The 25,250-nt window shown below is 39.2% G+C and carries 27 protein-coding genes and 5 pseudogenes; 24 read left to right on the top strand and 8 right to left on the bottom strand.

Annotation, left to right across the window (positions count from 1 at the left end; translation table 11 throughout):
- The first annotated feature begins 186 nt into the window (after positions 1–186).
- The 4 genes from hemL (at position 187) to S3O_RS15345 (ending at position 5,548) form a co-directional block, all read left to right on the top strand.
- Positions 187–1,497: a glutamate-1-semialdehyde 2,1-aminomutase gene (gene hemL, locus S3O_RS0104480; protein WP_010597870.1), complete on the top strand. Its 1,311-nt coding sequence runs from the start codon at positions 187–189 to the stop codon at positions 1,495–1,497.
- Between the two features lie 535 nt (positions 1,498–2,032).
- A complete protein-coding gene (locus S3O_RS0104475; protein WP_010597869.1) occupies positions 2,033–2,791 on the top strand; it encodes a hypothetical protein in 759 nt (252 codons plus the stop codon).
- Positions 2,745–4,172: a hypothetical protein gene (locus S3O_RS0104470; protein WP_010597868.1), complete on the top strand. Its 1,428-nt coding sequence runs from the start codon at positions 2,745–2,747 to the stop codon at positions 4,170–4,172. The genes S3O_RS0104475 and S3O_RS0104470 overlap by 47 nt, the downstream gene beginning before the upstream one ends.
- Before the next feature lie 14 nt (positions 4,173–4,186).
- Positions 4,187–5,548, top strand: coding sequence for a hypothetical protein (locus tag S3O_RS15345; protein WP_010597867.1), 1,362 nt, complete (start codon positions 4,187–4,189; stop codon positions 5,546–5,548).
- On the opposite strand, the gene S3O_RS13780 is transcribed toward S3O_RS15345, so the two are convergent.
- Together S3O_RS13780 and S3O_RS0104460 are read right to left on the bottom strand one after the other, a co-directional pair.
- Positions 5,518–6,798 (bottom strand): M16 family metallopeptidase, encoded by a 1,281-nt coding sequence (locus tag S3O_RS13780; protein ID WP_010597866.1) that lies wholly within the window; start codon positions 6,796–6,798, stop codon positions 5,518–5,520. The genes S3O_RS15345 and S3O_RS13780 overlap by 31 nt on opposite strands.
- An 11-nt stretch (positions 6,799–6,809) precedes the next feature.
- On the bottom strand, positions 6,810–8,192 hold the full coding sequence (locus S3O_RS0104460) for a M16 family metallopeptidase (RefSeq protein ID WP_010597865.1): 1,383 nt from the start codon (positions 8,190–8,192) through the stop codon (positions 6,810–6,812).
- Positions 8,193–8,329: 137 nt separating this feature from the next.
- Here S3O_RS0104460 and S3O_RS0104455 point away from each other — a divergent pair, with 137 nt between their 5' ends.
- The 5 genes from S3O_RS0104455 to S3O_RS0104425 all read left to right on the top strand — a co-directional run bounded on the left by S3O_RS0104455 (position 8,330) and on the right by S3O_RS0104425 (position 13,337).
- Positions 8,330–8,587, top strand: a complete 258-nt coding sequence (locus tag S3O_RS0104455) for an exodeoxyribonuclease VII small subunit (protein WP_010597864.1) — start codon at positions 8,330–8,332, stop codon at positions 8,585–8,587.
- Entirely contained in the window at positions 8,577–9,407 is an 831-nt protein-coding gene (locus S3O_RS11370) for a polyprenyl synthetase family protein (protein WP_010597863.1), read from the top strand. The genes S3O_RS0104455 and S3O_RS11370 overlap by 11 nt, the downstream gene beginning before the upstream one ends.
- A gap of 274 nt (positions 9,408–9,681) precedes the next feature.
- Positions 9,682–10,122 (top strand): redoxin domain-containing protein, encoded by a 441-nt coding sequence (locus S3O_RS13775; protein ID WP_010597862.1) that lies wholly within the window; start codon positions 9,682–9,684, stop codon positions 10,120–10,122.
- Positions 10,123–10,771: 649 nt separating this feature from the next.
- On the top strand, positions 10,772–11,131 hold the full coding sequence (locus tag S3O_RS17185; RefSeq protein ID WP_029463648.1) for a hypothetical protein: 360 nt from the start codon (positions 10,772–10,774) through the stop codon (positions 11,129–11,131).
- A gap of 1,624 nt (positions 11,132–12,755) precedes the next feature.
- A complete protein-coding gene (locus S3O_RS0104425) occupies positions 12,756–13,337 on the top strand; it encodes a disulfide bond formation protein B (RefSeq protein ID WP_029463647.1) in 582 nt (193 codons plus the stop codon).
- Position 13,338: 1 nt separating this feature from the next.
- On the opposite strand, the gene S3O_RS0104420 is transcribed toward S3O_RS0104425, so the two are convergent.
- A complete protein-coding gene (locus S3O_RS0104420; RefSeq protein WP_010597860.1) occupies positions 13,339–14,430 on the bottom strand; it encodes a DUF4917 family protein in 1,092 nt (363 codons plus the stop codon).
- 383 nt (positions 14,431–14,813) lie between these two features.
- On the bottom strand, positions 14,814–15,020 hold the full coding sequence (locus tag S3O_RS0104415) for a hypothetical protein (protein ID WP_010597859.1): 207 nt from the start codon (positions 15,018–15,020) through the stop codon (positions 14,814–14,816).
- 303 nt (positions 15,021–15,323) lie between these two features.
- Between S3O_RS0104415 and S3O_RS0104410 the strand changes: the two genes are divergently transcribed.
- The 12 genes and pseudogenes from S3O_RS0104410 (at position 15,324) to S3O_RS11355 (ending at position 20,606) form a co-directional block, all read left to right on the top strand.
- On the top strand, positions 15,324–15,620 hold the full coding sequence (locus S3O_RS0104410; RefSeq protein WP_010597858.1) for a hypothetical protein: 297 nt from the start codon (positions 15,324–15,326) through the stop codon (positions 15,618–15,620).
- 89 nt (positions 15,621–15,709) lie between these two features.
- Positions 15,710–15,856, top strand: coding sequence for a hypothetical protein (locus tag S3O_RS17745; protein ID WP_192805879.1), 147 nt, complete (start codon positions 15,710–15,712; stop codon positions 15,854–15,856).
- A gap of 9 nt (positions 15,857–15,865) precedes the next feature.
- Complete coding sequence (locus tag S3O_RS0104400; RefSeq protein WP_029463646.1) at positions 15,866–16,063, top strand: hypothetical protein; 198 nt, start codon at positions 15,866–15,868, stop codon at positions 16,061–16,063.
- Entirely contained in the window at positions 16,044–16,391 is a 348-nt protein-coding gene (locus S3O_RS0104395; RefSeq protein ID WP_010597856.1) for a thiol:disulfide interchange protein DsbA/DsbL, read from the top strand. The genes S3O_RS0104400 and S3O_RS0104395 overlap by 20 nt, the downstream gene beginning before the upstream one ends.
- A complete protein-coding gene (locus tag S3O_RS17180) occupies positions 16,336–16,545 on the top strand; it encodes a thioredoxin domain-containing protein (RefSeq protein WP_156792740.1) in 210 nt (69 codons plus the stop codon). The genes S3O_RS0104395 and S3O_RS17180 overlap by 56 nt, the downstream gene beginning before the upstream one ends.
- Positions 16,546–17,337, top strand: a complete 792-nt coding sequence (locus S3O_RS0104385; protein ID WP_010597854.1) for an ABC transporter ATP-binding protein — start codon at positions 16,546–16,548, stop codon at positions 17,335–17,337.
- A 2-nt stretch (positions 17,338–17,339) separates the two neighbouring features.
- Positions 17,340–18,130: pseudogene (gene mlaE, locus S3O_RS13770) on the top strand (lipid asymmetry maintenance ABC transporter permease subunit MlaE).
- Positions 18,131–18,601: an outer membrane lipid asymmetry maintenance protein MlaD gene (gene mlaD / locus S3O_RS0104375; RefSeq protein ID WP_010597852.1), complete on the top strand. Its 471-nt coding sequence runs from the start codon at positions 18,131–18,133 to the stop codon at positions 18,599–18,601.
- 101 nt (positions 18,602–18,702) lie between these two features.
- Positions 18,703–19,111 (top strand): annotated as a pseudogene (locus tag S3O_RS0104365) (MlaC/ttg2D family ABC transporter substrate-binding protein).
- The gene (locus S3O_RS17170; RefSeq protein ID WP_156792739.1) at positions 19,111–19,281 is read left to right on the top strand and encodes a hypothetical protein; all 171 of its coding nucleotides are present in this window, start codon (positions 19,111–19,113) and stop codon (positions 19,279–19,281) included. Before S3O_RS0104365 ends, S3O_RS17170 begins: the two are co-directional and overlap by 1 nt.
- Complete coding sequence (locus tag S3O_RS16365; protein ID WP_010597849.1) at positions 19,262–19,447, top strand: STAS domain-containing protein; 186 nt, start codon at positions 19,262–19,264, stop codon at positions 19,445–19,447. The genes S3O_RS17170 and S3O_RS16365 overlap by 20 nt, the downstream gene beginning before the upstream one ends.
- 13 nt (positions 19,448–19,460) lie before the next feature.
- Positions 19,461–20,606, top strand: a pseudogene (locus S3O_RS11355) (UDP-N-acetylglucosamine 1-carboxyvinyltransferase).
- A 79-nt stretch (positions 20,607–20,685) separates the two neighbouring features.
- On the opposite strand, the gene S3O_RS15340 reads toward S3O_RS11355, so the two are convergent.
- The 4 genes and pseudogenes from S3O_RS15340 to eda all read right to left on the bottom strand — a co-directional run bounded on the left by S3O_RS15340 (position 20,686) and on the right by eda (position 22,225).
- Complete coding sequence (locus tag S3O_RS15340; RefSeq protein WP_010597847.1) at positions 20,686–21,087, bottom strand: iron-containing redox enzyme family protein; 402 nt, start codon at positions 21,085–21,087, stop codon at positions 20,686–20,688.
- Positions 21,074–21,268, bottom strand: a complete 195-nt coding sequence (locus tag S3O_RS19545; protein WP_010597846.1) for an iron-containing redox enzyme family protein — start codon at positions 21,266–21,268, stop codon at positions 21,074–21,076. The genes S3O_RS15340 and S3O_RS19545 overlap by 14 nt, the downstream gene beginning before the upstream one ends.
- Positions 21,243–21,428 carry a coenzyme PQQ synthesis C gene (locus S3O_RS15330; protein WP_010597845.1) on the bottom strand — a complete coding sequence of 62 codons (186 nt, stop codon included), beginning with the start codon at positions 21,426–21,428 and terminating at the stop codon, positions 21,243–21,245. Before S3O_RS15330 ends, S3O_RS19545 begins: the two co-directional genes overlap by 26 nt.
- Before the next feature lie 183 nt (positions 21,429–21,611).
- Positions 21,612–22,225 (bottom strand): annotated as a pseudogene (gene eda, locus S3O_RS18720) (bifunctional 4-hydroxy-2-oxoglutarate aldolase/2-dehydro-3-deoxy-phosphogluconate aldolase).
- Between the two features lie 148 nt (positions 22,226–22,373).
- On the opposite strand from eda, the pseudogene S3O_RS20365 reads away from it, so the two are divergent.
- From S3O_RS20365 to S3O_RS0104320, 3 genes and pseudogenes are all read left to right on the top strand, one after another.
- A pseudogene (locus S3O_RS20365) lies at positions 22,374–23,266 on the top strand (sugar kinase).
- Entirely contained in the window at positions 23,259–24,314 is a 1,056-nt protein-coding gene (locus S3O_RS0104325; protein WP_010597840.1) for an aldose epimerase family protein, read from the top strand. Before S3O_RS20365 ends, S3O_RS0104325 begins: the two are co-directional and overlap by 8 nt.
- Positions 24,315–24,318: 4 nt before the next feature.
- Entirely contained in the window at positions 24,319–25,194 is an 876-nt protein-coding gene (locus S3O_RS0104320; protein ID WP_010597839.1) for an SMP-30/gluconolactonase/LRE family protein, read from the top strand.
- The last annotated feature ends 56 nt before the right edge of the window (positions 25,195–25,250 follow it).

The following is a 25,250-nucleotide window of genomic DNA, read 5'->3' as shown; positions in this document are numbered from 1 at the left end:
TTCAAGCTGGATAATGTGTAATGATTTTTGAGTATATAAAAAAATAGACGGCTTTCCAAAGGCGATATTTTTGTGGCGTATTCCTAATAATGCGATGGAATGTGTATGAAATAACACAGCGCTTGGTTTTTTCACTCAATGTGTATATAAGAATAAGTTATAAACATAAAAAGGGTTAATTTATTTATGCATTCCTCTGAAGAGCTTTTTTTACGTGCACAACAGTGGATTCCAGGAGGGGTGAATTCGCCGGTCCGTGCATTTAATGCGGTGGGAGGGAACCCCATTTTTTTCTCTCACGGGAAAGGAGCGTATTTATGGGACGTTGCGGGCCAATCTTATATTGATTACGTTGGCTCTTGGGGAGCGTTAATTCTCGGGCATGCGCCTGAAGCGGTTCTCGAGGCAATCCGTCTCACTGCAGAGCGAGGGTTAAGTTTTGGTGCTTCCATTTCCGCTGAAGCCGATCTGGCTGAAAAAATAACGACGCTGATGCCAAACCTAGAAAAAATTCGTCTAGTCAATTCTGGAACCGAAGCAACGATGACGGCGATTCGGTTGGCTAGAGGGTTTACGGGACGTTCTAAAATTTTGAAATTTAATGGTGGTTATCATGGCCATGTCGATGCGTTACTCGTTAAAGCGGGCTCGGGATTAGCGAGTGGCGGCATTCCTGACTCAGCCGGGATTCCTCAGGAAGTAGCGCAACAAACGTTAATCGTAGACTACAATAACCTTGAGCAAGTCACGCAAGCGTTTATACAACACGGTAAAGACATTGCGGCGATTATTGTTGAGCCGGTGGCGGGTAACATGAGTTGTGTGCCGCCGCTTTCTGGCTTTTTGCCCGGTTTACGTGAATTGTGTGATTATTATGGAAGCTTATTAATTTTTGATGAAGTGATAACCGGATTTCGTGTTGCGTTAGGGGGTATGCAAGCCTTAAGTCAAGTGAAACCAGATTTAACGACCTTAGGTAAAATTATTGGTGGTGGGTTACCGATTGGTGCGTTAGGCGGGCGAAGAGATATCATGGATTTCCTTGCCCCGCTTGGGCCGGTTTATCAAGCCGGTACTTTGTCTGGTAATCCAATTTCTGTTGCTGCAGGACTGGTTACGCTCGATAAATTAAGTTCAACCCCGCATTATTATGAAGACTTATCGAATCAAACTCAAAAGCTTGTTCAAGGATTGCTTGAGCGAGCAGCCGAAAAAGGTATTGCTTTGCAGGGTCATGCAATAGGCGGATTATTTGGATTATTTTTCACCCAAGAAAAAGATATTTATCATTATCAGCAAGTGCGGCAAAGTAACCACACACTATTTCAACGTTTTTTTCATGCTATGCTGGCAGAAGGAATTTATTTGGCACCATCGCCCTTTGAGTCAGGTTTTGTTTCCAGTGCGCACAGCGATCAAGAGATTGAACAAACTCTGCAACGAGCTGATAAAGTATTTGCACAACTACAGCTAACGTCCTGTGTAGCAATGGTTTAGGATCAATATTCTTTATAGATGAGAAAAATTTAATAGTTATTTATTGATTAACCTGAATAGAGTATTTTCTTTTTCCAACCAGAGAATAAGTCCAGATAGTCCGCTATTCTCTTTTTTCTCTTGACTTATCTGACATAAAAATAGAATAACTTAATCAAAATTAATCTTATTTTTATATCAATCGCTCTAATATCAATAGAATTATATATACTCAGTTCTTATTAACTATTTCAGCATCGATTCGTACCACTGCATTTATTTCAAAAATAATTTGTATGTGCTGGCTGAGCGATGTTTTTTCTCGATAAATTGATTATGGTAAAAGCCACTAAAAAAACAGGAAAGACAAGAAGCTGTTTCTAGTTTAGAGAGAGCCGTTTCACGGGTTGTTGAAAAACAAACGATCGCCGTAGCCACTTACTCATTAGCACAAGCAAAAGAGGAAAAAAAACGAGTTGATTCTGATTGCAAGAATAAACTAAAAATTATAGAAAAGATCCTAAACGCTCCTTCAAATAAAAAACAACCGAGATTCTTGGATGAACAGAAAAAATATCAACAACAAATAGATGACATATCCAAGCAAATCATTCATCTTGATCAGTTACTTGAATTAAAAGAAAAAAGTAAAGAAGGTTTAGTTCTTCTCGGAGAGTATTATTCTTTTTTGGAAAGATTTCCTCAAAAGTCTCTAGGGGTGGGTAATTTTAGTACTAGACAAATTTATGAGTTCAGTAAAAAAGAAAGCGAACTCATTGAGTCTTTTGAATCAGGTATCCTCGATAAAATAGAAGAACTTGAGTGTTACTTAAAATTTATTCCTGAAATAACGGAAAATATACATAAAAATTTTAGGGATTCTTCGTTTGCGAAACATCTTTCTTTTTCATTACAACTATTTTTCTTGTGCGATATCTATCCGTCATTAGAATCTTTCCGTAATTCTCTTATTTATGATCAATACGATTTAGATAGGACTCGGTGTTGGCTGCAGAAGTGGTGGTTAAAAAACCTTGAGGTGAAAGAAGATTATCTGCTTGTTGGGCTGTTATTGCTGGTTGTTTGTAAAGTGACCGGCGAGTTTTTTAAGCACAAACCAATCCATTCACAGATAGATAAACTCATTAAGTATACTGAGTTAACGGATTATTTTTTAGCCGAAGAAAGATTAACAACTGAACTATATACTTTAAAAGGCAAATTAAACGAAGTGAGAAAGGATTCTATATTTTTTTCTCAGCGAGACCTTGATTTTTCTAGAGAAAAATATTCGACGACAATTTATTTTTATTGATAGTATCTACAGTAAAATCAGTTTTATTCAAGAAAAAATTAGAAAAGTGATTGAATCTTATGTGTCCGGTAAACAATGGCTTGGTTTTAAAATACTTTTATCAAAAAATAGTTCAGAAGATTTTTTAGAGAAGTTTAAAAAAACAACTGGAATAGGAGTGGGAATAGAAAACTATTATTTTCCAAATGTATATAATATAAAAAGTATCACCAATGTGCTTATTTTTTATTTTGCTACTGTTGCCAATGCAGTGCAAAAAGAAAAGTTATTTGATCAACTAAACGAGTTCATGATTGAGTTTAAGGTTGAACAAGATAAGAATGAGTTAGAAGAACCCACTATCACAGAGTTAAGTCTTAAGGATTTTATTTCTTTTGGGTATTTGGTTTTGATTACTGCTGTTTATCATGATAGTCAGTCTGTGGCCTGTGAATTAAAAGAGAGTTTGGCGTATTCCAAAGGCTATGTTACGAATATCATTTTATTGCAAGGATTAAGAGATATTCATCATAAAAAACAGAAAGTAGAGGCAATAAAAGATAAATTTTTAAGAGACAATTATGCAAGTTGCCAGCATTTCTTAGAAGCAAAACATGCTGCGTTAGATGAGGTCACTTTACTTTTTGATGTAATCGATAAGGCTATAGAGATCCTTCACAAAGAGTCTAACTTAACTTCTTCGCTGATATGGCAGATAATACGCAATGGTTGTGTGCTGAATACAGAAGAAACCATCTTTTCCCCGCATTGGAATGAAACAGTAAGAGATTTTTCTGCGTTACAGGATCATTTAAAAAACGAGCATGATTATTGGATCAAACAGCAAGCGCTTATTAAGCAACGTGTTTTTATTTTTAAAGAAAAAGAAGTTTTATCAAAATCGATCGCATCTGAACTCAATTGGCAAAAAAAGGGTATCCCATCATCGGATGCCTATACGGATCTTTTGGGTTTATGCCGGATCCTTTATCAAAATATAGAAAAAACTATTTCGTGTATTAAGAGTATTGGTGGTTGGAAGGGTGGGCAGCGAGAGAAAGATCAATTATTCGCTCAATTTTCATCGGCACTGGGACAATTAGCTGCCCATCCTAAACGATTATTGAAACAACTGCAGACGCTGGATTTATCCAATGAGCTCAATGATGAAATGATAACGCCTGTATTACGTTTAGAACGTCTTAAGCGCTTTACTGAGCGTTTCTTAAAGGACTCTGCTGATCAATCTCAAAAAAAGAAAATGAAAGAACTCATCGAACTATTGAATAAAAGTATTGAACGCGCCAATCAACTCTCTTCACTCGTTAAAAACGTAACTGAAAATTATCGTGCAATAAACCAAAGAATGGAGGCCACTCTTAAAAGCTCGAAGAAACGTTAGCTCATCCCGATCAAATGTTGACAGATGCTGCGGTATTCGAAAAAATGACAACGCTTTTTCAATTAGAGTACCAAGATAATGTACAAGCTTGTTGGTTAGAAAAATTAATAAAAATAGTGAGTCCCAACCAAGAAATATTGACTGATTTTTATCAAGAAATTCAAAAGTATCATGAATATCAAGAGTTGGCTCGGTTACTTCATCAAGAATGTTCCCGTCTGACTCAAGAGAAAACCGATAAAAAAGTAGATGTAATTTCCAATAAAAAAAAGCATGTTTATGCGCTCTCGGCGGAGAGAAGTGAGACAATAAGCCAGAATACAAAGAATACAAAGAATACAAAGAATACAAAGAATACAAAGAATACAAAGTTACAATCTTCAAATGAAGAGATGGCTTGTCTATCGCCAAACGTAGTCGAATCGACCCTTCACAAAGAAGAGAAAACGAATTTCACTTTGTGGCAAATTGAATTTGAACAATGGCGTCTTAATTATTCGCAGGATCTGTTTCGTCTTTTTTCATGCATTGACCAATGTTTTTTTTCTATCGTAATCCAAATGAAAGTTGTTTTCCTAGAGATTTTACGACGTCATTCTCTGTGTTTGCACGAAAAACAAAAAACATTTTTATCTAGATTGCAACAAGATAGCACATGGTTAAGTCAGCTGGATTCAGCCCGACCGATTCATCGTCGTTTGGATGAGCAGAAAAATTGGTTGCAAAATAAGATAGAGTTGATCGGTATATATACGGGTTGTTTACGTCAGTGTGAACAGTCAGGATGGGTTGTCGCACCGCCAGCGTTATATAAGTACGTCCAACTAACGACCGCATTCACTTCATTGGCGGCGCCTGAGTTCCATCATTTATTAAGTGATTACTTGAAAAGTGTGATTTGTTTAGAGAAATATAAAATAAACGTCGAAAAGGAGTCTCAAAGATTAACGCATCGTATTTCAGAAATAATGAAATCTTCGTTTTTTTATCAAGAGACTGATCGAGCAGAAAGCGAAACTTATCGTCTTTTTTTTGAGGAAATAGATCAGCTCAATCAGTTAAAAGATCGTTATTGGCAAGCGTATCAAAATAAAATACAGCTTAAACATGAGTTGATTGAAAGGATTGGTTGGGACGGGTTTGTTTTGTATGCGAGCCGAGTGGATCCAAGAGAAGCTTCCTGTTTTGTACCTGCTACATCATTTGATTGTGTTCAACCCACAATCCATCAGGCTGTGTTAACTTACCCAACATTTTTTGGGTCTCCCGCCACGATAAGTGTCAACGAGGTGAGTCAAGGTTGTGTGGCGGACGCTGAGGGCCGACCTCAACCGTTAACAGTTTTTCAGTTAATCACCTTATTAAAAGCTTGTTGAACCTCGGCTAACGTCAGTTCTTGAATTTTATTTAGATACTGCTCGGTATAGTCCGTCGGGAGATGATAAAAAACCAAACCGGCTAAACGTGAGAGGATGCCATCATTACTTGCTACGGATAAAGGATCGGCACCAATAATTGCTTGTTTTGCAGCGTTTAGTTCTTTTTCTGTTGGGCCGTTTGTAATAAAGTCACGCAATGTCGCTTTGGCTACGGTCAGCGCGGTGTTTGCTTGATCATTACGTGTTTGTAACCAGAGGGTAAAAGGACCCGTTTGCTCGCGGATTGAGAAGTGACTGCGAATTCCATATGCCAGGCCCCGTTTGTTTCTCACTTCTTCGAAAAGGCGCGAGGTAAGAATTCCACCACCGAGAATCTGATTCCCTAAATTTAGGGCTGGGTAATATGGGTCAGTGAGTAAAACACCCAATTGACCTAAAATAACCGTAGTTTGTTGTGAAGGATAATTAACAAACAAAGTCTTTGTGTTGGGGTAAGGCGTTGGTGTCGGTAATACGGCGGCCGGTGCTCCTTTTGGTAACTGAGCGGTTATTTTCTCGGCAAGGGTTTGTGCTGTACGTTTGTCGATTGCTCCGACAATGGCAATGCCGGCATTGCTTGCGACATAGTAATGACGATAAAAATTAATTAAGTCTGCGCGCGAGACCTGAGCAATCGTTTGTGGAGTGCTTGAAGCAGCTAACACGTAAGGATGATTGTGATATAAGCTCTGAATAAAGCGTTGGTTTGCTAAATAGGCTGGATTTTGTTGTTGTTCTAGCCGCGTCGTTTGCTGTTGTTTTTTGATTCGTTCGACCGCTTTTTCTGGAAAATTGGCTTGAAACGTCAGCGCACGAAACGTATCTAAAGCAGAATCGAGTTGTTTCGTCTGATTTAAAGAACGCAGGGTGAGACTGACTTTGTCAGCATCGACTGCGGTTTGATACAGTGCGCCAACCGATTCAAAACGTTCGGCAATTTGTTCAGCAGTCAGTGAAGCAGTCCCTTGATCGAGTAGCATGGCAGTTAAAGTAGCGATGTCAGGGTGTTTTCCATAAGCAGATCCGGCGCGAAAGAGTAGGCAGATATCCACAATCGGGAGCTCGGGTCTGTATACAAAATAGACTGGAACCCCAGCCTGGGTAGTCCAACGTTCAATTGTAGGTTTGGCTTGTGCGTTAGGACTTAAGATCAAGCTGAGAAAAACCAAACACAAAATTTTTGTTAAAAAAGAACGCAACCAAAGCATAGACTTAATCCTTACACACGAGGTGTATCGTGATGGGTAACATGAGGATGTAAATAAGCGATTACCGCATTATCCAGATGGAAATAACGGGTAGTGACGTCTTTAATTTGCTTGGCGGTCACCGCCTGAATTCGGGATAGGTAATCGGTTCGAACACTTAATGGTAAGTTGATCGCCGCGGTTTGACCTAATTCATAAGCTTGTTGTTCTATAGAATCCTGACGATACGTTTCACTGGCCGTAAGCTGTGTTTTTGCACGGGTGAGTTCCTCAGTACTGACCCCCTTTTTTTGAATATCCGCGATTTCATCAAGCATTGCTTGTTTTACTTCTTCTGCTGTGTGACCCGGGGCCGGGGTGGCTGAGAGCATAAATAAGGAATCAAAACGCGTCCAACCGCTATAATCGGCATCGACCTCAGTAACGATCGCGGAATTACGAACCAAGCGACGGTTTAACCGAGCATTCTCTCCTACCGATAAGATCGTTCGTAAGAGTACTAGGGCATAAGGATCGTTGCTTTGCGGATGAAGCTTGAGGGAAGGCGCAGGATAGGCAAGTAATAACCAAGGAACATTACTTTTTCCTTGAAAATGGAGGATATGTTGTCCGAGATAGTCCGGATCAGTATGACGCTTGATAACGGGTAGTTTTCCGGGTTTGAGTGGGCCAAAATACTGTTTCGCTAAGCGATAGACTTGATCGGGATCAACATCACCGACAACGACTAACACGGCATTATTTGGGTAATACCATTGATTGTACCAATGACGTAAATCTTCAACCGTCATTTGTTCGAGGTCAGGTTCCCAACCGACAACGGGGTTATGGTAGGGATTGCTGATGAATGCTGTGGCATAAACACGCTCTAAGAAAGGTCCACGCGTGGTGTCTTCAACACGCATCCGCCGTTCTTCACGAACTACTTGAATTTCTTTTTCAAAGTCTTCCGCACGCAATAATAAATGGCGCATGCGATCGGCTTCGAGTTCAAAACTAATAGGCAGTTTTTCAGCCGGGAATAATTGATAATAAGCGGTAAAGTCACTGTCCGTGAACGCATTCTGAATGCCGCCATTCGCGGCAACACGTTGTTCTAAAACATTCGGTCCGAAACGAGGTGTGCCACGAAACATCATATGTTCGAGTGCGTGTGAAATGCCGGTCAGCCCATTCGGCTCATCACTTCCCCCGACTTTATACCAAACTTGAGAAACGACAACGGGTGCTCGATGGTCGGGCTTAACGAGGATTTGCAAGCCATTTTGCAGACGATACGTATGGAGATTTTCAGCCTGGATGAGTGGTGAGAGGCATAAAAAAAACAAACCCAGTCCCATTTTTTTAAAAACATGGCACAATTTTCTCCAAAAAATAAGTGACAAGCGATTCACCGTTTCCCCAATTTAGTTTGGCGCACAATCATGTACCAAAGAATAGTGTTCTTATACTAGCAAGATTTCCAGTGTTTGACATCCACAGAATGGGCTCTCATAATCATGATCAGTCTATTAGCTATCGCCACACAACCATGTCTAAACGTAAAAAAACGGAGCCGTTTGATTTTGAAAAAGGTTTAGCCGATCTAGAAAAAATTGTGGTTCAACTTGAACAAGGGAATACCACTCTAGAAGTTTCACTTGCGCAGTTTGCACATGCGATTGAGTTAATTCAACAGTGTCAAACGACACTCAAGCAAGCTGAACAACGTATCGAGATGCTTGTCCAAAAAAATCAATCCTCGTATCTTAAACCTTTTGATTTGAATCAGGTGTCTCGTGAAGAATGAGCGACAGTATCAGCAACGAACGGAGGAAGCATTAAAAGTGTGTTTATCTTCCGGGAGTGCTTCGCCGATGCTGCAAGAAGCGATGTATTACAGTGTGTTTAGCTCAGGGAAACGGCTGCGACCGTTGTTGATATACCACTTCGGTGAAATTTTAGCGATACCGCTGACCAAGCTTGATGCACCGGCCTGTGCCTTAGAATTAATACACACTTATTCGTTGATTCACGATGATTTGCCAGTGATGGATAATGATGATTGGCGGCGTGGAAAGCCGAGTTGTCATAAAATGTATGGCGAGGCGATCGCCTTATTAGCGGGTGATGCTTTGCAGGCGCTGGCCTTTGAATATTTGCTGAAAACACCGATTTCAGCTGCACAAGTTTTAGTGATGCTGGAGGTGCTGGCAAAGGCAATCGGTGGCCAAGGGATGGTTGGTGGTCAGGCCTTAGAATTTGATCAAACCCTTCCATCAAAGGAGGAATCCTGGCAAACGACGATCAATCGCTTAAAAACGGGTACTTTATTCCAAGTCGCACTCGAATGGGTGGCCATTATTGCAGAAATCGCGCCTGGGATTCGGATGAAGCTCGCACAGCTCGGTAGTCGCTTAGGTGAGTTGTATCAACTACAAGACGATCTGTGTGATGAGGTGACTGATCCACAGAAATTTATCTTCCTGCAACAACGCTTGCAACAAGGTGTTTCCCAAGCAGAAACGTATTTACGTCAGCTTTTTTCGGACATGGACTGGTTATCGATCCATGCACTGCTTTTTCGCTTGTTTCCAGAGGCTAAAAAGGCATTGCCGCACGCTTCTTAACAAAAAATGCATTTCGTTAAGTGCTTAAAAGTGCTATAATGCAAGCACTTTTAAGCACTTAAACCGGCGCAACGCGCCATCGAAACGGCTGAAGAGTTTTTATCGTGTTAAGCACGTAGCCCCTTTTATTTATACCTATTCAAAGAGGAATATACCATCATGCCCATGTTAACCGTCGGGATAAGTTACCCGCATTCAAATTAACGGCTACCGTTGATATTAAAGATGTTAAAAATGACTTTCAAGAAATTCGACACGATTCGTTTCCTGGAAAATGGCTCGTTCTTTTTTCTGGCCTAAAGATTTTACGTTTGTTTGTCCAACTGAAATCACTGCGTTTGATTCACTCAATAGCGAATTTAAAGCAAATAACGCGATATTATTAGGTGGAAGTACCGATAATGAGTTTGTCCATCGTGCGTGGCGTGTTCATCATCCGCAACTGAAACACTTAAGTTTCCCGATGCTCAGCGATATTAAGCATGAGCTTTGTTCTGCGCTGGGTATTCTTGACCGTGAAGCAGGTGTTGCGCAGCGTGCGACGTTTATTGTCGACCCGGAAGGAACGATTCGTTTTAGTATGGTGACCGATTTAAGTATTGGACGTAATTCAGATGAAGTTTTACGTATTTTAAAAGCGTTACAGAATGGCGAGCTTTGTCCTTGTAACTGGCAACCTGGTCAAAATACGATTAATCTTGAAGAAGTGGCTTAATTATTTAAGAACACGTTGCAAAACTCGAATTTTAGTACAATAAGACACAGTCAGCTGTTTTGTGAAGTGAGAGTAATATTATCCTGGTTCAAGCTTAGATTGAGCCAGGATGATTTTTTATGTATCTCTTAATCTTTAAGTCAGTAATCCTTATATGATGAAAGAAAAGTAAATCTATTTTCTTTGCAGGGTTCACTTCTTTTATAAAATACTAGTGTTTTTTTCTGTAAATTAATGGTTAACTAATTATTTAGCTTTAATATTAGTTTTGATAATCAGAAAACATATTAATTTAAATAATTTTATAGGAAATTTTAATTTTATCGTTATATCAAAATATAAGAAAACTATTTATTTTTATTAATTAATCTATTTTATATAAGATACTCTGTTAAAAGTAGATAAAGAAATTAGCTTAACGTGAGTCATTTGACTTATTTAGTTTTAAAAAATATTTTCTAGCTCGACCTATTTATTAAATTAATTACATTGTGATCTCGTGCTATATCTTGATTTGTAAAATACTATTCATTCATCTAAATTACTTATAATTAATTTTGTGTATCGTCAACTTTAAATAGAATTTCTTATATGAATAAATGGATTTTTTATTATCAAAATAATTCGATGCCAAATTCTATGGATCAGTTTGCTTTTAATTACCCCCTCTATTTGGGCTCAGTCTTCGCATAAAGCATATCATTGTGTTGATTCTCATCCTTGGTTTGTAACAGGATCCTTAGGATATACAAATTATTTAGATATGTATCTAAAAGATGGGCAAACGTCTTTAGTAAGATTTTCTATCGGCCGGAATCTTATTAAAATTGATGCGTTTGATCTTTCTTTGGAGGCGGATGTTCAGAACAGGAATGTCATGAGGCTTCCTCTTCATCCTGATCACACTCTAGAGTTTGCTGAACTGAATACTAAGCCGCTTTTAGATTTGTTGTTTACTTTAAAAATTGATTCCTTTAATGAATGCTATCCCATTATTTATCTTATTTAAAGCGGGGCCAGCTTATCAACGTTTAAGTTTTATTGATCGTGATAGTGCCCCAGATAAAGAAAAGGTTTCATTTTAAGGACAGGTTGGTTTAGGTTACTGGGTTAATCCTCATACTAATATTTATTTATCTTACCAACGAGTTTTCGGTGCAAATACTAATTTTCAGGTAAATGAAGACAAAGAGAAGGCTATATTGAGAATTTCCCTTCTCAATACTCTATCCTTATTGGTATCAGTATTAATTTATAGATTCATAGTATAGATAAAAAGATGGGATGCCTATGATGAAATAATATTTGACTACTACTTGTGGTTTAGTAGTTGAATATTCATATTCAACAATTCGTTATAAATTTAAAAAGAGATCTTATTTATGGAAAAAGAACAATTAATTGACCTATCTATGCAGCACGCCAACCCAATAACAAAACCTTTTATTGCGTAGGAAATCACTAAAGTCGAGAATAAACTCAACGCAAAGATTTTAGCTACAGATAAAAAATTAGCACATGAAGTTACTAACTTTAATAAAGAAAAGACGGCATTTGATAATAAACTAGAGAAAATGATTGGTAATTTAGACAATAAAGTAACAGAAAAGGCAACGCAATTGCGTAACCCGATCGAGACGTTGACGGAGGAAGTGAACAAAAAAAGAAAAATTTATATAGAGAGCTCAATGATTTGAAGAATAATAGTGGTTCAAATCAAACCCAATAAGAAAGATAAATGATAGACGAAAAAAATAAATGCGCTTGCTAAATATAGAAGTGTAAATAGTCTTCTATTTGATATCGTTGATAATATCATTTGTTTAAACAAATTTTGTATAGTAGTAGCGAATACGTTTAAAAACGATCATAATAAGTCTCTCCTCACAACAGCTAACGAAAAATGTAATAATGCAAGTGTAAATTTGTGGAAATTAATTAACGCTATTATTGATATCGGTTAGTAGAATAAGGTTGGTTGATTGGATAAAAAAATAGAAAAATCACTTGGAGTAGCAGAGTATATTTTTTTCGACTTTATAAAATATAAAATACTTTATTATAAAAGAATTTATAAAGGGTTTGAGTCAGTTTCGAAAAAATGACTCACTTTCCTAATTCTTAGTAAATATTTTTTTATCTAAAAGTATAGTGCTATGGGTTTCTTATAAAGGACATAAAGATAAATTTATATTCTAAATGCTTCTTATTTAATCTCAGTGGGGGCGCCGATATTTTTATCTGCAAAAGGATAGATAAATTTTGTAAAACTTGATAGTCCTCTCTAAAAAGATCTTAGATCCACCTTTTTTTATAAATTGTTAAAATATTGATCAATTTGAGTTCATTCTTTTTTAATCGATAAAGCTTAAGGTATGTATTCTCTACGGAGAACTATTTAGGTCAGATATTCGATTTTTTGATGAAATTAGACTAAATTGTTTTTAAATTTGTGTGGAATAGGTAGTATGTTATTTCTATTTTTTCTTTATAGTTTATGTATCTTATTGGCCTGGTTTAAACATAGAAAGCTCGCAATCACTTTTTTTTATCCTATTTTTAATCGGGACTACCTTGTTTTTTTTACATCATGTCAATACGAATCTCAATCTACAATTTTAGAGCGTTTACTTATGGATACGAAACAAGTCACTAAGTTTATTAAAAAATTGAATGCAATTGATGCCTTAGGATTAAGCTGTTTATTAATTGTTGCTTTTATTTTACAGTTTACCTTGCATGAATTACCTTGTCCTTTATGTCTTTTACAACGAGTTGGAATATTAGGTATTGCGTTTGGTTTTTTGTTGAATGTCCAATTTAAAATTCATCCAGGTCATTATACTTTGTCACTCATTGCCGCGTTACTCACCGGAATGATTTCGGTTCGCCAAATATTTTTACATCTATTACCAGGTGATCCAGGATATGGATTACCGTTTTTAGGATTACATCTTTATACTTGGGTTTTTCTATTTTGTTTTGCAGTAACTATTTATATTGCCATTATTTTAAGTATATCGCCGCAATATACGAATCTAGAAACAGAAGAAATTCAAGGAAAATCGCTCTCATTTTTAAAACAGCTTGCGTTTGCTGCTGTATTTTTACTGACGATTTTAAATATTATTTCAACGTATCTGGAATGTGGATGGAAACCTTGTCCAGATGACCCCGTTAAATATCAGATTCAGTTAATCAAACCGATATCTTAATTTAAGCATAGGTTTCTGTTTTTTGTACAGTATTTCCCCAAATATTGGCACTTGCTGCGTCATAATAAAAAATCTGTAAACTCGGAATAGTTTCCGAAGAATAAGCTTGTTTCGTTTGTCGTAAATGAACAAGCTGTTTTAAGGCACAATCCTTCTTTTCAATTGTTTCCGGTTGCTCAGAGTAGAGACTTACAAAAATTTTTTCCACTTTACTTTGTGCAATCGCTGCTAAAATATGGTGATCCGCTTCATTAAAGCTCAGTCCGTGTAAGAAAAGTGATCCAGAACAAGCGCTTAAGCTATTAAAGGCGGCTGATAAATAGGCATTATGGTTGATTACTTCTAATTTTTCGAGTGCCGTGCCTTCTGCAACAAAAAGAGGAAGTTTATTGTGTAAAAAATTATCGATAATTTGATCTTTTAAAGAGATACTTTGTTTTGACCAGCAGCATTTTCTAATTTCATATCCTGCATCATATAAGTGCAAGCCACCATGGAGATAAAAAAGATTAGTGAACGATTGATAAGTCGGTAACCAGCACACATAGTTTTTTTCTTTGCCTAGTTTTAGACCAACTGGATCTTGAAAGCCATCTTTAAACTCATTACGTAATCGTCTGACGACCACCCAATAAAGAAGTAAATCATAATTAAGCGTATAGATAAAGCCAAAAAAATGAAGGAAATGGGCACAGTAATCATATTGTTGCTCGCTCAGAGCATCGGCATCATTAGGGTGACTCATTAAAATAGATTTAATAATTATGTTTTTTAGGTGCTCAATATCTTTTGTAATTTGTATTTTTATTTTTTCGCTTTGTTGTTCAGTGACATAAAGGTTAAAAATGAGCATTAATGTTTTAAGTAATTTCATACTACTTTCAAAATTATAAATTTTTGTTCGATCAAACAGTTTAAGCACTCTTTGTGCACCATTAAATAAATGATTTTTTCTTGCATTCTCAAATAAACTCGTATAGCTAAAAATAGATTTTTCAAAGGCAATGCTAAAACCGTTTCCTAATAACAGAGTCGGTTTGTTTTTTTTATAATCTGCATATTCTAATGCCTTTTTAAATGATAGTTTATTCATTAACTATACTCCTTTTTTATTGTCAGAACGACAAGCTTCGTCAATATAAGCCGCAAATACTCGATAGATTATATGATGAAAAAACTCGCATGAATAGCAAATACAGATTGAGTGCTCATCGATGATTAGGCAAGCTAAAATGATTGACCTTATTTAAGAAGAAAATAGAATAAAAACAAGAAATAACAATAAAGGTATACAACCTGTAATTAAGTTTAATAACGTATTAATTTGAAATAACGGAAAATAATAAACAGAACAATACATAACTTATCCATTGATTGGAGGTAGGGTACGTCGCGAGGAATGTAAAACAGAAAACCCTTCGACGTCTTATTGTTCGATAACGAATCAGACGTACTATTAAATTATACATCGATAAATTAAATTTCACACTCACAGGTCGCAGGTGTGAGCATTGGATGAATCGTTTTGTTTCCATGAGACCATTCACCACTTTCAGTGCCGACAATATAGCCAATCAACGCCGCTTCTTCTTGTGAGAAGCCAGAGAGCAGCGCAGGATTACTAAAAATTTGGTGGGCACTTTTTATAAAATAAATTCCTTTCCCTAAAACACTAATAACCAATTTACTATCTCGATATTGAGCTACAAGAGTCTATAATTTTGCATTTTAATTTCCTTATTGCTTTTTAAAAAAACATAAATAAAAACTGACATTCAAGAATGACATGTCGATTTTATAGCGAATAAAATTCGCTTATCACAATAAATATAGTATTATCTGTTAAAGACAATTACAATGCGCGAATGTCTACAAAAATGATATTTTTATAATTTTGCTAAAGTTTTTTTTACCAACAAGGTAGATTCTTTAGGAAAGATAAAAAGGACAAGGTCGCTGCAATTAAAAATGAAAGGAGAATAATGAATGGATAAAATCAATTCACAGTTTCAACAAGGAAATATCATTCCATTTCCGAGCTGTCCGCAAATCAAAATAAAATTGATGTATGTCAAGAGAGATAAGTGCTATTCACTGCATGCACCCAAATCATTTAAACCGGTTCTTGTGAGTGTCCCAAAAAATCAAGCTTCACAACCGACGCTTACTGAATTAAAAAATTCTTTATTCTTTTTAAAAACGCAAATTCAATTTAAACGTTTTCTATTTCTATCTTCCTTCCAGCAAGCGATTCATGTAACGCTGCGACGTCATCGTTATTAGGCTCAAGGACGCCACTTAATTTACTCACGTTGATATAAGTGGAGAGATTTTTTTCGCTTGAGTGAGTGTTGATCGGGCCGCGCGGTCCGATGTTGGATCTTAATCTTGAAGATTTTTTGATGAACAGCCATGACGATGAAAAAGAAAGTCAGCGTATAAAGAGGCGAGGCGATATAACTTTTTTGGGTGGTCTGTGCTATGCTTGGCCAATTTTAACGGTAGTTTTGTTAACTTAGGGGATGGGTATGTATCAACTAATGCGTGTCCTGGGATGGATTTTAGTTTTGACGACATTGGTTGCTTGTGGGAAAGTCCATCAAGCACCCCCAGCGCAATCGTCCGATCAATTTGTGGTAGGGAAAGATTATCAGATGATTAGCGATTCTTCGATTGTTCCAGAGTTTGGTCCTAAATCGGTGGTCAATGTCAAAGAATTTTTTTAATTATGCTTGTCCGGCTTGCTATCATTTTGAACCAAGTTTAGAAAAGTGGTTAGCCAATAAACCCGTCTATGTTCAATTTGAACGCATTCCTATCATTTTTAATGAAAGTTGGCGAAGTTTAGCACGTGCCTTTTACATAGCGAAAATGCTTGGTGTGGAAAAAAAATTGACGCCGCAGTTATTCAAAGCTATTCATGAAGAGAAGAGAGATTTATCGGACCCCCAACAACAGAAAGACTTTTTTATTGAACAGGGCGTTAAGCCGAGTGATTATGAAAGTATCGCTAGTTTTTTCTCCTGGAATCGATGCCCAGTTATTACGCAGTGATACACTGATGGACAAAGATAAAATTGATGCAGCACCTACCTTGGTGATTGATAATCGCTTTAAAGTCGATCCGAGTTTGGTCAATGGTGATCAAAAACGTTTTCTGCAGGTTGTGGATTATCTGATTGAGAAGGTTCGAAAAGGAGAAAATTAATTGACCCATTGCGTGAGTATCGAAAATTTATCCTTCGATCGCAAAGAACAGACGATTTTTTCGAATCTTAATTTACAGGTTGCCCGTGGCAAGATTACGGCGATCATGGGGCCAAGTGGCAGTGGGAAGACAACCTTATTGCGGTTGATTGGTGGCCAGCTTAAACCGACATGCGGTCAAATTCGTGTCGCCGGTCAGGAAGTAAACCGTCTAAACTCTACACAGTTGTATCGATTGCGTCGGAGAATAGGGATTTTGTTTCAAAGCGGGGGATTGTTTACCAATTTGACCGTTTTTGACAATATCGCTTTCCCATTACGTGAACTGACGACGCTCCCCGAGCCGATTATCCGTGATATGGTATTAATGAAACTGGAGTTAGTGGGGTTACGGGGTGCAGTGCGGCTCATGCCTGGGCAGTTGTCAGGGGGGATGGCCCGCCGTGTTGCTTTAGCGAGAGCGATTGCTCTGGATCCTGAGTTAATTATGTATGATGAACCGTTTACAGGTTTAGACCCGATAGCCTTGGGTGTCATTCTAAAATTGATTCAGGATCTGAAAGATGTACTTTCTATGACCACTATTTTGGTTTCGCATGATGTAGAGGAAGTTATGCGAATTGCGGACTATGTTTACCTTATCGCCGGGGGAAATGTGATTGCACAGGGGATTCCTGAAGCATTACAAACATGTAACGATTCGCAAGTCCAACAGTTTTTAAAGGGCTTGCCTGATGGGGTGGTTCCTTTCCACTACCCGGCACCTGCTTACGAAGAAGATTTATTTAATTAATTATGACGTGGTTAGCCGATAAATTTAGTCTATTAGGAAAATTGGGTCTTATTTTGCTCGCAGAATTGGGGCGTGCGGGCTTGTTTTTAGCACAAATTCTTTTCTATAAGCCTTCCTTTAAAAAAGGGTTTCGACGCTTAATTGAACAGCTTTATTTTGTCGCTGTTCTTTCTTTACCGATTATTCTTTTATCTGGACTGTTTATTGGGATGGTAATTGGTTTACAAGGCTACCATACCCTCGATCAATTTGGAGCGAGTCAACAATTAGGACAATTAGTGGCATTGAGTGTTGTCCGTGAATTAGGCCCGGTTGTGACGGCTTTATTGTTTGCAGGTCGTGCTGGCTCGGCTTTAACCGCCGAAATTGGTCTGATGAAATCGACAGAACAACTTTCGAGTATGGAAATGATGGGCGTGAATCCAGTCCGCTACGTTATCGCGCCACGGTTTTGGGCAGGGGTGCTAGCGATGCCTTCTTTAGCGATGATTTTTAGCGCTTTGGCCATTCTAGGTGGTTATTTAGTCGGAGTCAGCTGGTTAGGATTAGACAGTGGTATTTTCTGGAGTGCAATGCAAAGTTCCGTTAATTTTTATGAAGATGTCGTCAATGGCTTGATCAAAGCCTTTGTCTTTGGTGGGCTCATTAGTTGGATTGCCGTTTTCAAGGGTATGATACGCTCCCTACCGCAGAGGGGATTGGACGTGCGACAACGCGAACCGTTGTTTATGCTTCGTTAGCCATCCTTGCGTTTGATTTTATTTTGACGGCTGTGATGATGGGGGAATGGTAAGTGCGTAAAAGTTTAGAAATTTGGGTCGGTGTGTGGATAGTCTTGGGTCTTGTGGCATTGCTTTTTTTAGCATTGAAAGTCAGTGGATTAAGTAATACGCTGCTTTTTAGTCATGACTATACGGTTACGGCGGTTTTCGATAACATCGGCGGACTGAAAGTTCGATCACCGGTAACGTTGGCGGGTGTTCGGGTCGGTCAAGTCAGTGATATTCATTTAGATAATAAACAGTTCAAAGCGGTGGTCACTTTGCAAATTGATGGGAGTCAGCGCGATCTGCCCGTTGATACGACCGCCAGTATTCTTACGCAAGGATTGCTCGGTGCAAGTTATGTTAGCTTGAAACCTGGATTTGACTTGCAAGTCCTCACAAATAAAAGTGTGATTCGAGATACGCATCCAGCGCTAATTCTCGAGGATTTGATTGGCCAATTCATTTTTAATTTAAAAAGCTCAGGGGGTAAATCATGAAAAAATTAGCGTTCGCTTTGCTTTCGCTTTGTTTTTGGATAACAATTGTCGGCGCGGTGAACTCACCCGTTGAATTATTATAATCTACATCGAATCACTTAATTGCTCAGCTGCAACGCAATCAAGCGACTTTACGTAATAATCCGCGCGCCGTTTACTCGATTGTAAACCAAATATTACTTCCGCACGTTAATTTAGCTTATATGTCGAGCCGTGCCTTAGGTCGTGATGCGTGGATGCAAGCGACACCTTATCAAAGAAGCGCTTTTATACAGCAGTTTACGACGTTACTGGTTCGAACTTACTCAAGTGCCCTGGCCCAATATAATAATGAACGCGTTGTTTTTTTTCCTTTACGTGCTGATTTTATGAACGCGCGCGCTGTCCAAGTCAATAGATGGAATTAGTATGGTCGAGAGTTTTCGTGCACAATTTGTTCAGGAGTTACAACAAGGTGGTTTAAACGGTTTAATTCGTAAGTTAGCCATTCATAACGGACAGCGTAGTTAATGACAATAAAGAACGATAACAAAACGTCGCCACAAACGCGTTGTTTGGCTGAGATAACCTTACGTGCTGGTGTAGGTTATCTTTCCGGCGCTTTGACCGTGGAAACGGTACCAAGGCTTTATCAGCAAAACGGAGGATTTGTTGAAAAACATGACATCTTTGACCTTTGATTTAGGAGAAGTCACGCAAAGTGATAGCAGTGGTGTCGCGTTATTGCTTGTTTGGACGCATTTTTTTCGGCAACAAGCGAAAGCCGTTTCCTTTATAAATATACCCAATCAAATGTTAGCCATGATTCGGCTTACCCGATTGACCTCCGTAATACCCATAAAATGAGATAGAAAATTCAATGGTTGATAAGCTAATTATTCATGGCGGTAAGCCGTTAAGTGGAGAAGTACGCATCTCCGGAGCAAAAAATGCGACACTACCAATTTTAGCGGCTTGCTTGCTTTCTGAGGAGTCCATTACTTTATTTAATGTCCCGTATTTGCAAGATGTCACGACGATGGTGGAGTTACTCAGTGGAATGGGTGCGCAATTTACTATCGGTGAACGAATGAGCTTAGAAGTCAGTGCGCGTGATCTGATCGATTCTTACGCACCTTATGCTTTTGGTTCGGAAAATGCGTGCTTCGATTTTAGTATTAGGCTCATTATTGGCGCGTTGTGGCCAGGCGAGGTGGAAAATGGTTATGCAAAAACAAAGGGACGTTTGCACGGTGCAACGATTGAACTGGATCGAATAACTGTCACGGGGACCGAAAATCTTATGATGGCCGCGACCTTGGCGAAGGGAACTACGGTGATTAAAAATGCTGCGCGTGAGCCGGAAGTGATCGATTTAGCTAATTTTCTAAATAGTATCGGTGCTCAAGTGCGTCAGGCGGGTACGGATACCATTATTGTTGATGGCGTTGAGCAGCTTTCCGGTGGTTATTATCGAATTATACCCGATCGAATTGAAGCGGCGACGTATTTGATCGCAGCCGCTTGTACACGTGGTTTTGTGCGGGTTAAAGAAGCGCAAGCGTTGCATTTAGAAGCCGTATTGACGGTATTGCGACAGACGGGTGCGCAGATTACCTTGGGTGATCACTGGATTGAATTAGATATGCGGCACCAAAGACCTAAAGCGGTCGATGTGACTACCGTTCAAGCACAAATGATGGTTTTGAATATTGTTGCAGAGGGTACCGGAATTATTCAAGAAAATGTTTTTGAAAATCGTTTTATGCATGTCCAAGAAATGCGCCGGATGGGCGCCGATATTGCTTTACAGGGAAATACGGCGATTTGTCGCGGTGTCGATTCTTTAACCGGTGCTGAGGTAATGGCAACGGATCTACGTGCTTCGGCGAGTTTGGTATTAGCTGGGTTAGCCGCACGAGGGGTTACGATTGTGAATCGTATTTATCATATCGATCGTGGTTATGAATGTATTGAAGAAAAAATATCGCAATTGGGCGGTAAAATTAGTCGGGTTTCGGAATAAGGAATAATAATAAAAAACGATTGCGTAGGACATGCACTCCTACGCAAAACAAGTTTTTCAATTAAAAAATGGAAATAAATTATTCTTCGATAGCTAATGAACAATCATTGAAGTAAGGGCCTATCGTTTGCGATTGAATTCCACTTAACATTGTCCAGACAGATTGCGCTATTTTTTTTGCGGCCTGTTCAGCGCATCCTCTTTTCTCGGGAGGTAACTCCTGAAACAATAAACGAGTGGCTTGTGCATGGGCGACATCGGCTTCCAAATGAACTAAGAAAAATTTTAACGTCTCGGAATCGTCAATGCCATAAAATTCTTTGAGCCCTAAAATTTTACTGGCTGCTGTTTTTGGAATTTGACGTTCATAGGCATACAAAGCGCCCAGGCCTTCTTCATACGAAGAGCGCGATAAAGTCAGAAAATCATCAATCAAGGCTTGAGTTTCTGGGAAAGGTTTACTTTTTTTACCGTTTTTCACTCAATCCTAACCCTTTTGCAAATTGTAACCATAAATCGGGATGACTTTCACGACCATTGCTGCCTTCTTCATCATTTAAATTATCGAGTAACACTTCACGCGCTGCCGCGGAGAGACAATTACTGTGCGTGGCACTCAAGTAACGTGGAAACGCTTCAACATGATGATAATATTGAAGCATAGGTTTGTAGATCTTCTATAGAAAGTTTTCCCGCAGACCAAGCTTGATAGAGGGGATGTTTTAAAAGATGTTTATCATTAAGTTGTCTATCAATTTGCTGCATGGCATATTCTTGTACATTTTGATTTGGCGTCGCAGTTTGAGTGTGCTCGATTGTCATAGCTTTCTCCTTTATTGATTTAGCGGAGACTATTGTACCGAATCTAGTAACGATCTAGAATTTATTTTCCTGGAAAAATAAGTTTTATTTATGTGTAAACCAACGCTTATTTTTTAGGTTTATCAGTTTTAAGGAAATTAAACACACGCAGGAGTGGTTTACGCTCGTCTTCATCATGACCAATCAACGTACTGTACGGGCTAATTGTTGTGCTTGTTCGGCTAAACGCCGAATCGCTTGAAAATCTTCTTGTACAAGAAGTGTGCGTGGCGTGATCCAGGTACCGCCGATACAAAGCACCGAAGCAAGTTTTAAGTACTCGGTACAGTTTTCTAGATGAATGCCGCCCGTTGGAAAAAAAAGTACCTCTGGAAATACAGCCGCCACCGATTTAAGAAAGGGAATCCCTCCAGCAAGTGCCGCGGGGAAAAATTTTAAGTGACGCAGTCCTTGTGTATAAGCAGACAAAATTTCTGAAAGTGTCATTACACCCGGAAATGGGCCTGTTTCACGAGCGATGTCAGTAATCCTGGGCTAACTGCAAATTGCGCACCAGCGGCTTTGGCTAAAGAAAGCTGCTCAGTGGTCAGAATAGTTCCTGCACCGACTGTCATCGTTGGCAATGCCGTACGAATGGCGTGAATCGCTTCTAAGGCACATGGGGTGCGTAACGTAATTTCTATCGTTGAGAAACCGGCATCAAGAAGTGTTTTTGCCAAAGGAATTGCATGTTTTGATTGATCAATTACAATGACAGGAACGATTGGATTTTGTCGGAAAGTTTGAACGAAATGCATCACGGGGTTAGATCCTCTACATACAAGACGATGATACGTTCTTCGCTTTTCCAAAGCAAACCATTCATAAATCCTTTTTTAGCTAAAGATGCGAAGGTAACTGTTTTTGAATACGCACGTTAAAAAAATCGCCGTCCTCGGAGAGGCGATGCTTGAATTGTCTCACCAAAGCCAAGCTGTATTAGCTCTTTCATTTGCTGGCGACACGCTCAATTTTGCCACCTACTTACGACGGTTATTGAGTTCAGAATGCTTTTCAATTGATTATGTGACGGCACTGGGCATGGATGTCTATAGCGATTTAATGCTTACGAATTGGCGCCATGAAGGCATTAATACCGAACTGATTATACGGTTACCGAATAAATTGCCTGGTTTGTATCTGATTCGTACCGATCCAAATGGCGAGCGCTCTTTTTATTTTTATCGACAAAACTCAGCGGCGCGAGAGTTATTTAAATCTTCGACAGACGAGGCGTTGATTCAGGCATTATTGACGAGAGATTATCTTTATTTATCCGGTATTACGTTAGCTATCTTAGATGAAATGAGTCGCGAACGCTTGTGGAATTTATTAACTTTAGCCAAAAAAAGCAAATTCAAATTGTATTTGATACCAATTATCGTGCGGCACTTTGGCCTAATGAGAAAACCGCGCGCGCAGTGATCAACAAAACATTAACGTATGTTGATATCGCTTTTCCTACGTTCAACGATGAGCAACGTCTTTTTTCTGATGTGAATCCGCAAGCGTGTATCCAACGATTATTCGAAAAAGGAATAACTGAGGTGTGTGTTAAATGTGGAGCCGAATCTGCACTCGTTGCTACAATGGAAGACCGGTCTATTGTTCCTGCTTGTTTAGCCCTTGAAGTGATCGATACAACCGGTGCCGGAGATTCCTTTAACGCCGCGTATCTTGCCGCTCGGTTACGAGGGGTCGATCCTGTCAATGCTGCACGCTGTGGCCACCAGTTAGCGGCGACCGTGATTAGGTATCCGGGTGCGATTATCCCGCTCTCGGCAAAAGGTTATGCCTGAAGTGTTTTGTCAACCGCGTGTTTGGGGAACGTTGTCAGATGGACAACGGGTGACGTTATATACCTTACGTAACTCGAGCGGCTTAGCGGTCAGTATTTTAAATTATGGAGCGACGTTAACCTCTGTCAAAGTGCCCGATGCGAAGGGGATAGCGAATGAATTGACCTTTGGTTTTGATCACCTTGAAGCGTATCTTGCGCACGATGCCTACTTTGGGGCAACGATTGGTCGAGTAGCCAACCGAATCGCACAGGCACGTTTTTATTATGCCAATCGCTGGTTTCCATTAAGTCAGAATTTAGGGCCACATCATTTACATGGTGGATGTCGTGGGTTTGATAAAGCGTTATGGCAAGCCGAAGTAGTGATGCAAAACGAAACCGCGAAGGTTGAATTAACTCATTTTAGTCCCGATGGGGATCAAGGTTATCCTGGAAATCTCAAAGTAAAAGTCAGTTACAGTTTGAGTATTCATAATGAACTAAAAATCCGTTTTGAAGCGACAACGGATCAGCCAACACCGATCGACTTAACGAATCATACTTATTGGAATTTAGCTGGAGCGGGGTCTGGTCCTGTATTTGATCATATTTTACAGGTTTTTGCGGATCAATACGTGGTCACCGATGCTGAGTTATTACCGACCGGACAACTGGCGGAAGTGACTGAGACGCCTTTTGATTTTAGACAGCCGCATTCTCTTCAAGAACGTTTAGTCGAAACACCTTTGCAGGGTTATGATCTTTGTTTTGTCCTTCCGGATCAAACGTTAGGTGCACCACCACGTTTAGCGGCTCAAATTAAAGATCCACGCAGTGGTCGTGCCATGGAGGTCTATACAACTCAACCGGGCTTACAATTTTATACAACAAACAATTTAGAGCAGGATATACTGCTGAGCGAAGGCCGCGTCGCACAACGCTACGGTGCCTTTTGTATGGAAACTCAAAATTTACCCGGAGCGGTTCATTATGCGCATTTTCCCTCACCGTTTTTGTTGCCCGAAAATCAATACGTTCATGAAACATTATACCGTTTAATTTGGTGAAATGATGAAAATAAAAGTTGCTTGTAATCAGGTTATGAAATTAGGTGAGGGCCCGCTTTGGCATCCTCAGGAACAGTGTTTATATTGGGTGGATATCGTCAGCGCACGGTTGTACCGGTTTGATCCAGAAAAAAATGAAGTCACACAATTTAAAATGCCTAGCGAAATTGGGTGCATCGCTTGGCGTGAACAAGGTGGGCTCGTCGCGGCACTGCGTGATCGGTTTGTGTTTATTAATACGTCCTCAGGCCAGATAACGAATATCGTCTCTCCTTTGACAGCACAGGATGGCGATGTCATGTTTAATGATGGAAAATGTGATCGTCAAGGTCGTTTTTGGGCCGGGACAAAAGATCAAGAAGAAGTCTCATCAATTGCTTCAATTTATTGTCTCGATGCAAAACAGACGGTACAAAAGAAATTATCCGGTTTTACGGTGAGTAATGGTCTTGCCTGGTCTTTAGACAACCGGACACTCTATATTTGTGATTCGCCGCAAGGTGCAATTTATCAGTACGATTTTGATCCCCTACACGGACAAATCGGTGCTTGTCGTCTTTTTGCGCGCGTGGCGGCTTCAGAAGGTTATCCGGATGGACTGACGGTCGATCGTGACGGTTACTTATGGAATTGTCATTGGGATGGTTGGCGAATGACACGCTACAAACCCTCGGGCGAAATTGATAGTGTTTTATCGATGCCAGTCCCACGACCGACCAGTTGTTGTTTTGGTGGACCCGATTTGAAAACACTCTATGTCACGTCTGCTTCGTTAGGGTTGAGTCGTGCGGTATTGGAAGATGCGCCACTTTCTGGTCAAACATTTGCTTTGTCGTTGGAAAATGTTCAGGGTATCCCCGAACCCGCCTATCAGGGATAGGCTGTAAATTGATTGTAAAATAAAGCAAAACTTATTTTATTGACTAAACTAAAGAT

The organism is Rickettsiella massiliensis 20B (genome assembly GCF_000257395.1).
In the GTDB taxonomy this organism is placed as follows: Bacteria; Pseudomonadota; Gammaproteobacteria; order Diplorickettsiales; family Diplorickettsiaceae; genus Diplorickettsia; species Diplorickettsia massiliensis.
Note: the sequence above shows the minus strand (reverse complement) of the source record. Positions and strands in the feature narration are given on the sequence as shown.